Annotated in this window: 10 protein-coding genes; 4 read left to right on the top strand and 6 right to left on the bottom strand. The window is 69.5% G+C overall.

Translation table 11 applies throughout. The features are described from left to right. The first annotated feature begins 223 nt into the window (after positions 1 to 223). The gene (locus ACE3O1_RS12610; protein WP_374315560.1) at positions 224 to 1,513 is read left to right on the top strand and encodes an ABC transporter substrate-binding protein; all 1,290 of its coding nucleotides are present in this window, start codon (positions 224 to 226) and stop codon (positions 1,511 to 1,513) included. Between the two features lie 80 nt (positions 1,514 to 1,593). Continuing rightward, complete coding sequence (locus ACE3O1_RS12605; protein WP_374315558.1) at positions 1,594 to 2,130, top strand: putative immunity protein; 537 nt, start codon at positions 1,594 to 1,596, stop codon at positions 2,128 to 2,130. A gap of 58 nt (positions 2,131 to 2,188) precedes the next feature. On the opposite strand, the gene ACE3O1_RS12600 is transcribed toward ACE3O1_RS12605, so the two are convergent. The 4 genes from ACE3O1_RS12600 to ACE3O1_RS12585 are packed head-to-tail and all read right to left on the bottom strand — an operon-like array spanning position 2,189 to position 6,307. Beyond that, a complete protein-coding gene (locus ACE3O1_RS12600; protein WP_374315562.1) occupies positions 2,189 to 2,956 on the bottom strand; it encodes an ABC transporter ATP-binding protein in 768 nt (255 codons plus the stop codon). A 26-nt stretch (positions 2,957 to 2,982) separates the two neighbouring features. Beyond that, on the bottom strand, positions 2,983 to 4,032 hold the full coding sequence (locus tag ACE3O1_RS12595; RefSeq protein WP_374315556.1) for an ABC transporter ATP-binding protein: 1,050 nt from the start codon (positions 4,030 to 4,032) through the stop codon (positions 2,983 to 2,985). Continuing rightward, positions 4,022 to 4,999, bottom strand: coding sequence for a branched-chain amino acid ABC transporter permease (locus tag ACE3O1_RS12590; RefSeq protein ID WP_374315554.1), 978 nt, complete (start codon positions 4,997 to 4,999; stop codon positions 4,022 to 4,024). The genes ACE3O1_RS12595 and ACE3O1_RS12590 overlap by 11 nt, the downstream gene beginning before the upstream one ends. 3 nt (positions 5,000 to 5,002) lie before the next feature. Beyond that, positions 5,003 to 6,307, bottom strand: a complete 1,305-nt coding sequence (locus ACE3O1_RS12585; protein WP_374315552.1) for a branched-chain amino acid ABC transporter permease — start codon at positions 6,305 to 6,307, stop codon at positions 5,003 to 5,005. Between the two features lie 359 nt (positions 6,308 to 6,666). Between ACE3O1_RS12585 and guaB the strand changes: the two genes are divergently transcribed. Continuing rightward, entirely contained in the window at positions 6,667 to 8,169 is a 1,503-nt protein-coding gene (gene guaB / locus ACE3O1_RS12580; RefSeq protein WP_374315550.1) for an IMP dehydrogenase, read from the top strand. A 6-nt stretch (positions 8,170 to 8,175) separates the two neighbouring features. On the opposite strand, the gene ACE3O1_RS12575 is transcribed toward guaB, so the two are convergent. Beyond that, positions 8,176 to 9,309, bottom strand: a complete 1,134-nt coding sequence (locus ACE3O1_RS12575) for an FAD-dependent oxidoreductase (RefSeq protein WP_374315548.1) — start codon at positions 9,307 to 9,309, stop codon at positions 8,176 to 8,178. A 54-nt stretch (positions 9,310 to 9,363) separates the two neighbouring features. Here ACE3O1_RS12575 and ACE3O1_RS12570 point away from each other — a divergent pair, with 54 nt between their 5' ends. Continuing rightward, positions 9,364 to 9,987, top strand: a complete 624-nt coding sequence (locus ACE3O1_RS12570) for a TMEM175 family protein (protein ID WP_374315546.1) — start codon at positions 9,364 to 9,366, stop codon at positions 9,985 to 9,987. Between the two features lie 19 nt (positions 9,988 to 10,006). Here ACE3O1_RS12570 and ACE3O1_RS12565 read toward each other — a convergent pair. Continuing rightward, positions 10,007 to 10,844, bottom strand: an 838-nt coding sequence (locus ACE3O1_RS12565) for an MFS transporter (protein WP_374315544.1), incomplete at its 5' end; no start/stop codon positions are given.

Below are 10,844 nucleotides of genomic sequence, written 5' to 3'. Positions count from 1 at the left end.
ATCGGATACCCCAGAGGGGTACGTCTCCTCAAGGATATACCCGGTCGGGGTATTGCCGGCGTCCGCGGCCAGGGCTCCGGGCCGGCGCCGGTGAGAGAGCGCTTTCGAGCCGTTACACATCGTTAACGAATGGCAACACTGCAGAACGCTCCGGATGGTTAGGTTAGGGACACTGGGCCGGCTCCCGACGCCGCGCCCGTCGTACATCACAGCAAGGAGCAATATGAGCGTCTTCACCCGCTCGCGCAAGTCCGCCCTCGCAGGCGTCGTCGCGCTCGCCGGCGCCAGCGCCCTCGTCCTCGCCGGCTGCGCCGGTGGCGGTACGGGCGGCGAGACCAGCGCCCCTCCCACCGAGGAGCGCGACCTCACCCTGAAGATCGGCACCATCCTGCCGCAGACGGGCAGCCTGTCGTTCCTCGGACCGCCCGAGGAAGCAGGCGTGGGACTTGCCGCCAAGCACGTCAACGACTACGCCGACACCACCGGCCTCACGATGGACGACATCGTGTGGGGCGACTCGGGTGACACCGACAACAAGGCGTACGCGACCACGATCCAGACCCTCATCTCGGAGGGCGTCACCGCCGCCATCGGCGCCGCCTCCTCGGGTGTGACCAAGCTCTTCCTCGACGACGCCGTCGCGGCGGGCATCATCGTGTTCTCGCCCGCCAACACGTCGCTGGACTTCACCAACTGGGACGACGACGGCCTGTACTGGCGCACCGCCCCCTCGGACAAGCTCCAGGGTGAGGTGCTCGGCAACCTGGTCGCCGAGGACGGTCGCGAGAACGTCGCGGTGCTCTACCTGAACGACTCCTACGGCACCGGCCTCAACGAGGTCTTCCAGGAGACGTTCACGGGCGCCGGCGGCACGATCGTCGAGGAGCAGTCGTACAACACGGGCGACACCTCGTTCGATGCTCAGGTCAGCGCGCTGCTCGCCTCGAACCCCGACGCCATCGTCCTGATCACGTTCGACGAGATCTTCACGATCGGCCCGGCGCTCCTGCAGGCCGGCTACCCCGCCGAGGACCTGTACTTCGTCGACGGCAACCTGAAGAACTTCGGTGCTGACGACAAGTGGCCGGCCGAGCTGAGCCTCGAGGGCGCCAAGGGCACCACGCCCGCCGGCCCCGCGACGCCGGAGGACTTCCAGGCCGAGCTGAACGAGTGGTGGACCGGCGAGGGCAACTCCGAGCTGACCGACTTCTCGTACGCCAACGAGTCCTACGACGCGGTCATCCTGCTCGCGCTCGCTTCGCTCGCGGCCAACTCGACCGACGCGGCTGACGTCGCGGGCAAGCTGGTCGAGGTCTCGGGCGGCGGCGACGGCGGCGGTGAGAAGTGCGACACGTACGACGCGTGCGCCGACATCATCCTCGGTGGCGGCGTGGCCGACTACGACGGCTACTCCGGCCCGATCACGTTCGACGAGGTCGGCGACCCGACCGAGGCGACCGTGGGCGTCTTCCAGTACCAGGACGACAACTCCTTCGTTCGCATCGACATCTGATTCGACGGACACAGCGAAGGGCCCCGGAGCGATCCGGGGCCCTTCCCCGTTCCCGGGGACGCGTGTGGAAGAGTGCGATCATGGCCTCTCCCCAAGCCCTGAGCGAAGCCGACCGACGGCTGCTCGCCGTCTGGGCGGCGGACTGCGCGGAGCGCGTGCTGCCCCTGTTCGAAGCCGAATCCGCCGATGAGCGCCCGCGCGACGCGATCGAACGCGCTCGCGCGTTCGGGCGGGGAGACCTCACCGCGGCCGGCGAGATCCGGCGCCGCTTCGTCGCGGGACGTGCCGCGCACTCCGCGTCCTCTCCGGCCGGCGCCGCAGCGGCGCGCGCGGCGGCTCAGGCCTCCGGAGTGGCGCACATGGGCGCGCATGCCCTCGGGGCTGCCGCTTACGCCGCGCGGGCCGCAGTGCTCGCCGCGAGGGCGTCTCCCGGCGCCGCGGACGACGAGCTCGAGTGGCAGGTCGCGCGGATGAGCGGCCCCGTCGCCTCCGCCCTGCGCACGCTGCCGCCGCTGGGCGACGACTCGGCCGGTCCGCTCGGGCCGGGGCTCCTCGCCGCGGGCGACCTCGGGGCCCACATCAGGGCGATCCAGGAGCGCCTGAGGCGCACGGCATGAACGAAAGAGGAGAGCGGATGCCGCAGCATCCGCTCTCCTCTTGCGTTCGGGCCGTCTCTCAGCCTTCGGTGCCGAGCGTGCCCAGGTACAGTCCGATGACCTTCGGATCGTTCAGCAGGTCGCGTCCCGTGCCGTGATAGGCGTCGCGGCCCTGGTCGAGCACATAGCCGCGGTCGCAGATCTGCAGGCAGCGGCGGGCGTTCTGCTCGACCATGATCGTCGTCACGCCCGCCTTGTTGATGTCGGAGACGCGGATGAACGCGTCGTCCTGACGGACGGGCGACAGGCCGGCGGAGGGCTCGTCCAGGAGCAGCACCGCCGGGTCCATCATGAGCGCACGCGACATGGCCACCATCTGGCGCTCGCCGCCGGACAGCGAGCCCGCGCGCTGCTTGAGGCGCTTGCCCAGCTCGGCGAAGATGCCGGTCACGAAGTCCAGACGCTCGGCATACTGCTTCGGCGCCTGGTACAGGCCCATCTGCAGGTTCTCCTCGATGGTGAGCGAGGGGAAGACGTTGTTGGTCTGGGGCACGAATCCGACGCCGCGGGTCACGAGCCTGTCGGACTTGAGCCCGACGACGCTCTCGCCGTTCACCGTGATCTCTCCGGAGCGCACCTTCACCATGCCGAAGATCGCCTTCAGGAGCGTCGACTTGCCGGCGCCGTTGGGGCCGATGATGCCGATCAGCTCGCCCTTGTGCGCGATGAGGTTCGCACCGTTGATGATGTTGATCCCGGGCAGGTAGCCGGCGTAGAGGTCGGTGACCTCCACGACCACGCGATCGGTCCGGGCATCCTCGGTCGAGCCGGCACCGGTGGTGGACAGCTTGCCAGGTGCGGTAGCGGACTCGCTCACTTGTTCTCCTCCTCGGCTGCGGCGATCTCGGCCTCTTCGGCCTCCTTGATCTCCGCGAGCAGTTCGACGGCGGCGGTGTCGAGCTCGCCCGCGACCCGGCCGGTCACGACGCCGAGGTCGACGTCCTGATGGCTGCCGAGGTAGGCATCGATCACGGCCTGGTCCTGCATGACGGTGTCGGGCGGCCCCTCGGCGACGACGCGGCCCTCGGCCATCACGACGACCCAGTCCGCGATGTGGCGGACCATGTGCATGTCGTGCTCGACGAAGAGCACGGTCATGCCGAGGTCCTTCAGGTCGAGGATGTGGTCGAGGAGCGACTCGGTCAGCGCCGGGTTGACACCCGCCATCGGCTCATCGAGCATGACGAGCGTCGGGTCGCTCATGAGGGCGCGAGCCATCTCGAGCAGCTTGCGCTGTCCGCCCGAGAGCGAGGCCGCGTAGTCCTCGGCCTTCGCGTCGAGCTTGAAGCGCGCGAGCAGCTCCATCGCCTTCTCTTCGTTCGCGTCATCCTGCTTGCGCCAGATGGCCGGGATGATGCTCGACAGGAGCCGCTCGCCCTTCTGCTGCGTCGCGCCGAGCTTCATGTTCTCGAGCACCGTCAGCAGCGAGAGCGCCTTGGTGAGCTGAAACGTGCGCACCTGGCCCAGGCGGGCGACCTTGAACGACGGGATCCCCGACAGATTCTTGCCGTCGAACGACCAGGTCCCGGAGTTCGGCTTGTCGAAGCCGCACAGCAGGTTGAAGAGCGTCGTCTTCCCCGCGCCGTTCGGGCCGATGAGCGCCGTGATCGCGCCGCGGGGGATCTCGAGGTGCTTCACATCGACGGCGGTGAGGCCGCCGAAGCGCCGCGTGATGTTGTCGATCACCATGATCGGGTCGTTCTTGGCGACGCCCGGGATGGACTCGCCCTTCGCGAGGCCGGTCGTCTTGGGACGACGGATGCTGCCGGTCGCGGTCGAGACCGCGCCGGTGGCGGGGGTGGAGCCGGTCGCCGGCGGCGTGGCGCCGCCGGCGTCGGACTCGGGAGTGCTGTTACTTGACAAAGGTCAGCTCCCTCTTGTTTCCGAAGATGCCCTGCGGGCGGAAGATCACGATCAGCATGAGCGCGACACCCACGAGGATGAAGCGGAGCGTGCCCGCCTGCACCGACGAGATGGGCAGGATGCCCGAGTTCGCCAGCGCCGGGAGGACGTTTCCGAGGAAGCCCATGATCACCCAGAAGATCACCGAGCCGATGACGGGACCGAACACGGTCGCCGCGCCGCCCAGCAGCAGGATCGTCCAGATGAAGAACGTGAGCGAGGTGGTGTACGTCGCGGGGACGACGGCCGAGGGGAGTGCGAAGACCACGCCGCCCAGCGCGCCGAAGACGCCACCGATGATGAGCGCCTGCATCTTGTAGGCGAAGACGTTCTTGCCAAGCGAGCGCACGGCGTCCTCGTCCTCGCGGATGCCCTTGAGCACGCGGCCCCACGGGCTGCGCATGAGCGCCCACACCAGGTAGACCGCGATCGCCAGCAGGATCGCGCCGAAGACGCGGACCCACAGCTGATCGGCCGTCCACTGCCACGGACCGAATCCGTAGACCCCCTCGGGGAACGGGTTGGCCGCGCGGAAGCCCGCGTGATACCCGCCGAGCCCGTCGGCCGAGTTCGTCCACTCGTCGAACAGCTGCGTCGTCAGCGCCAGGCGCACGATCTCGGCCGCCGCGATGGTGACGATGGCGAGATAGTCAGCGCGCAGGCGCAGGGTCGGGATGCCGAGGATGATCGCGAAGACCACGGATGCGAGGCATCCGACGATGATGCCCACCCACCAGGGCCAGCCGAACGAGAGGATCGAGATCGCGTACCCGTAGGCGCCCAGCGCCATGAAGCCCGCCATACCGAAGTTGAGCAGTCCGGCGTAGCCGAAGTGCACGGCGAGACCGGTCGCCGCGAGCGCATATGCGATCGTCTCGGGGCTGAACAGCCAGTAAGCCGTGTTGTTGAGAATCTGTCCCCAATCCATGGCCTAGCCCAGCCTCTCTTTACGACCCAGCAGGCCTTGTGGCCTCACCAGGAGGATGATGATCAGCACCGCGAGCGCACCGACGTACTTCATGTCCGGCGGGATGCCGAGCAGGGTCGAGAGTTCGACCAGGATGCCGACGATCAGCGAACCGATGAGCGCGCCGAACGCGGTGCCGAGGCCGCCGAGGGTGACGGCGGCAAAGATCAGGAGCAGAACCTGCACGCCCATGTCCCACTTGACGCCAGGGCGGAAGTAGGCCCACAGCACACCGGCGACGGCGGCGAGGGATGCCGACAGGATCCACACGATCCGGATCACGCGGTCGACGTTGATGCCGGATGCCGCCGCGAGGCCGGGGTTGTCGGAGATCGCGCGGGTCGCCTTGCCGATGCGGGTGCGCAGCAGCCAGTAGGCGACCGCCAGCAGCAGCACGATCGAGATGCCCATCGACGCCACGTCGATCCACGACAGGGAGATCGGCCCGATGTGGACGTCGCGGGGCGACCCGGCGCCGGGCAGCTGGTACGTGCTCCCGCCGAGGAAGAACTGGTAGGTGTAGCGGATCGCGAGCGAGAGGCCGATGCTCACGATCATGAGCTGCACGAGGCCCAGTCCCCTGCGTCGGAGCGGTTTCCACAGGCCGGCATCGAGGCTCCAGCCGAAGGCCGCACCCGCGAGGACCACGATGGGGATGACGAGCCACATCGGGAGGCCGAAGTTGACCCCGAAGATCAGGGCGATCACGGCTCCGAAGGTCAGCATCTCCGCGTGGGCGAAGTTGGTGAGGCCGGTGGTGCCGAAGATCAGCGAGACGCCGACGGCCGCCAGGGCGAGCAGCAGGCCGAAGTTGAGGCCGCTGATGAGGCGCTCGGCGAACTGGTCCCAGAACGACGTCGTCACCCGCTCGCCCTCACCGAGGAAGAGGTTGACGATCTTGGTGCCGGTCGCGCCGAACGCGACGTCGAAGGACGCGGTCGTGCCGTCCTTGGGCTGGATGCCCTCGGGCAGCTGCGCCGGGTCGACGATGACGCCGTCGGGGAGCGTCGACTCGTCGACGGTGAGGACGTACTCGTCCTTCTCCGGGACGTACAGGCGCCACTTGCCCTCGTCGTCGGTGATGGTCTCGGCCTCGAAGCCGCCGCCCTCGACCATGATGACCACGTCGGGGACGGGCTCGCCCTCGTTCTGGATGAGTCCGCCGAAGTAGAAGTCCGTCTGCTCCTGATCACCCCCCGGGGTGTCCGGTGCGGTGGCGGCCGCATGCGCACCTGTCGGCGAGGCGAGCAGCACCATCGCTGCAGCCATCAGCACTCCGACGAGGACGACCGCCCAACGGGCGTATCTCCTCGCGATCACAGTCGTAGGACCCACAGAACCTCCAGTCGGGCGGCACCACGCGCACCGATGTCAGACGGGTCGCATCGGCCGTGATGAACGACGCTACGACTGTAATGTGTCCGCCGTGTTTCGCCTACTTATCGCTGCGCGCCGCTATCGAATCGGAATGTGACGCGGGCGCGGGCGCGGTCGGTCACCCCGTCCGGCGCACTCCCGCCGCGGGAACAAACCGGTCCGCGCGGCGCTTAGAATCGAGTACGGAGCGTCCCCGCGCACCGGCCGTCGTCGCCCACCCCGAGAAACGCGCCGCGAGCGCAGGAGAACCCATGGAGCACAACGATCCCTTCGGCTTCGTCGGACTGACGTACGACGACGTGCTGCTGCTGCCCGGGCACACCGATGTGATCCCGAGCGAGGCCGACACGTCCTCGCGAGTCACCCGCCGCATCACGGTCGCGACACCGCTCCTGTCCGCGGCCATGGACACCGTCACCGAGGCCCGCCTCGCGATCGCGATCGCGCGCGAGGGCGGGCTGGGCATCATCCATCGCAACCTCTCCATCGAGGAGCAGGCGTCGATGGTCGATCGCGTCAAGCGCAGCGAGTCCGGCATGATCACCGACCCGATCACGACGACCCCCGACGCCACGATCGAGGAGGTCGACGCGCTCTGCGCCACGTACCGCATCTCGGGTCTCCCGGTGATCGACGACGAGGGCCGTCTGGTCGGCATCGTCACCAACCGCGACATGCGCTTCGTCTCCGGCTTCGAGCGCCAGGGGACCAAGGTCCGCGACGTCATGACCAGCGAGGGCCTCGTCACGGGCCGCGTGGGCATCAGCGCCGGCGAGGTCATCTCGCTCTTCGCGCAGCACCGCGTCGAGAAGCTCCCCCTCATCGACGACGCGGGCAAGCTCGCGGGACTCATCACGATCAAGGACTTCGACAAGAGCGAGAAGTACCCGCTCGCCACGAAGGACGAGCAGGGCCGCTTGCGCGTGGGCGCGGCGATCGGCTTCTTCGGCGATGCGTGGCAGCGTGCCGAGGCGCTGCGCGACGCCGGCGTCGACGTCATCGTCGTCGACACCGCCAACGGCCAGTCGGCCGGCGTCATCGACATGGTCCGCCGCATCAAGGCCGATGCGTCGTTCGCCCACATCGACGTGATCGGCGGCAACGTCGCCACGCGCGAGGGCGCGCAGGCGCTCATCGACGCGGGCGTCGACGCCGTGAAGGTGGGCGTCGGGCCGGGCTCGATCTGCACCACCCGCGTCGTCGCGGGCGTCGGAGTCCCTCAGGTGACGGCGATCTACGAGGCCTACCTCGCCGCACGCGAGGCAGGCATCCCCGTGATCGCGGACGGCGGCCTGCAGTACTCGGGAGACATCGCCAAGGCACTCGTCGCCGGCGCCGACACCGTCATGCTGGGATCGCTTCTCGCCGGCACCGACGAGTCGCCGGGCGAGATCGTCTTCCAGGGCGGCAAGCAGTTCAAGCAGTACCGAGGCATGGGCTCGCTCGGCGCGCTGCAGACGCGCGGCAAGAAGACGTCCTACTCCAAGGACCGCTACTTCCAGGCCGACGTGCCCAGCGACGACAAGCTCATCCCCGAGGGCATCGAGGGTCAGGTCGCGTATCGCGGCCCGGTCTCGGCTGTCGCGTACCAGTTGGTCGGCGGACTGCGGCAGTCGATGTTCTACGTCGGGGCGCGGACGATCGACGAGCTCAAGGCCAAGGGGAAGTTCGTGCGCATCACCGCCGCCGGGCTCAAGGAGTCCCACCCGCACGACGTGCAGATCGTCGTCGAGGCTCCCAACTACAAGCGCTGAGCCCGCTCAGGCGGGCAGCCTGAACGGCGGCGCCGCCCGTGCGGCTTCGTCGGTCGCGAGGGCCGCGAGAACGGCGCCCACGGCCGGCGTGAACTTGAATCCGTGCCCGGAGAAGCCGGCGCCGACGACGATGCGCCCGCGCCGGTCGAGCACGAAGTCCTCGGAATCCGTCGAGGTGTAGGTGCAGCTGATCGGCACCGCGGTGTCGGGGTCGAGCCCGGGGAACCACTCCGCGACGTAGTCGCGCAGCCGAGTCGCCAGCGCGGGGACCGTCCGGAGCGTGCGGCGGTCGGGGTCGACCTCCGGGCCGACGTGGTGCAGCCCCACCTTGACGCCCTCGCCCGGCGTGGGCATGCCGTAGACGTGGCCGGGATGCGGCGCATGGCCCGGTGCATCACCCCCGGTCAGGTGGTTGAACGACGGCCAGACATCGCCGGGATCGCGCGGCGCGAAGTGCGCCGGGCTCTCCTCCGTCACGGTGAGGCGCGGGAGCGCGACCGTGCGGCCGAGCAGGGCCGTCGTCCACGCTCCCGCGGTGACCACGACGGTCGAGGCGAGGAGGTCGTACCGCTCGCCTGCGGCGTCGACGGCGATCCGCACGGCATCGGCGGTCTCCTCGATGCCGACGACGGCATGGCCGGATCGGATGTCGGCGCCCCGGGCGACGGCCGCGCGCTCGAGGGCCTCGAGCGCGGCATCCGCCCGCACCACGCCGGCATCGGGAGTGAAGAGCACGGCGCCGTCGAACCGCATGCCGCGCCAGCGCGCGTGCGCGGTGGCGGGGGTGAGCACCTCTGCTCGCTCGCCCCGCGCCGTCAGCGCCTCGTGCACCCGCACGACGGCCGCGTCGTCGCCGTGGGTGACGAGACCGTGCAGGCGCAGCAGCGGCTCACCGGTCGCGCGTGCGAGGTCGTCCCAGCCGGCCCGGGCAGCCTGCAGGAGGTCGAGGTAGTGGTCCTCGCCGTAGGCGTTGTTGAAGTTGCGGGTCGCACCGTGCGAGGCGCCGAGGGAGTGCCCACGACGGTAGCGCTCGAGGAGCACGACCTCGTGACCCGACCGGGCCAGCTGCCAGGTCGTCGCCAGTCCCATGGCGCCCCCGCCCACGACCACGAACTCCGCCCGCACCGCCGTCCCGCCCATGCCTCCATCCTCCCAGTCCGCGTTCGCGCGCCCGCCGGTCGTTACGCTGTGCTCATGATCCGGCAGCGGCGGCATCCGGCGGCGACGCAGCGCACGGTGCGCGTGGAGGCCTTCACCGACGGGGTCTTCGCGATCGCGGCGACTCTCCTGGTGCTCGATCTCACGACGCACGGCATCGGCGAGGTTTCCAGCGACGCGCAGATGTGGGCGGCGCTCGCCGACATGGGCTACCTCTTCGTGAACTTCGCCCTGAGCTTCGTGCTGCTGTGCCTGCTGTGGATGGTGCACGTGCGGCAGTTCGAGCACATCGCCCGCGTGGACACGGCGATGATCTGGTTCAACAACGCCCGGCTGCTGTTCGTCGTGCTGGTGCCGTTCGCGACGAATCTCACGACGGAGTACTCGGCCTTCCTCGCGGGGCGGCTGGCGATGCCCGTGACGTTCTTCCTCGCCATCCTGTTCGCCTGGCTGCAGTGGCAGTGGGCGGTGCGCCATCGCGAGGCGATGCTTCCGAGTCTGTCGGCGGCGGATGCTGTGGCCTACGGTCGCTCGTCGCTCAGCGCGCTCCTCATCGCGGCCGTCATCATCGTGCTCGCTCCGTGGGTGGGTTCCGCCGCATTCCTGCTCTTCCTGCTGGACGGCCCGTTCACGCGCGCCCTCCACGGGAAGGGCGGCTGACCCACCGCCCCTCCCACTGCTAGCCGACGGGCTGGAGCTCCGCCTCGTCGTCGCGGGCGGCCGGCGCCGCGGCATCCGTCGACTGTCCGCTGCGGCCCGCCGGCAGGAGCAGCGCCACGAGCGTTGCGGCGAGGAGCACCGCCGCGCCGGTGAAGACCGCGGGCCGCGCGGCATCGACGTAGAGGTCGGGGGTGAGGGCGCCGCCGGCGCCCACGAAGACCGCCGTCATCACCGCCGTGCCCAGAGCCACGCCGAGTTCTCGGACCGTCGAGTTCACTCCCGAGGCCTTCGCGTGGTCGATGAGCCCGAGGGTGGCCAGCAGGGCCGTCGCCGAGGGGGCGAACACGAGCGCCATGCCGATGCCGGCCATCAGGAACGGCACGATGAGCGTCGGATACGGGGTGTCGGGCGCCATGATCGCCGCGATCCAGCCGAGCGCGACGGCCTGAAGGCCGAGGCCGGTGACCATGAGCAATCGCGTGCCGACGCGCGGGGCGAGCAGGCCGGCGAGCGGAGCCACGAACATCGGCGCGAGGGTCCAGGGGGTGGTCTGCAGCGCCGCTTCGAACGGCGTCGAGCCCTGCACGACCTGCAGGTACTGGATGAGGATGAACACGGAGCCGAACGTGCCGAAGCTGAAGGCGAAGCCGATCACGTTGGTCACCGAGAACGACCGGTCGCGGAAGAGCCGCAGGGGCACGAGCGGCGCCGCCGTCCTGGTCTGCCAGAAGACGAATGCGGCGATCAGCAGCGCGCCGAAGACGATCTCGGCGATGACGCCGGCCGAGTCCCAGCCGTCATCGTTGCCGCGCACGATCGCGTGCACCAGGGCCAGCACGCCGCCGGCGGCGAGGATC

This window comes from Microbacterium sp. (assembly GCF_041909575.1).
Lineage (GTDB): Bacteria > Actinomycetota > Actinomycetes > Actinomycetales > Microbacteriaceae > Microbacterium.
This window is presented reverse-complemented; position numbering and strand designations above follow the sequence as displayed.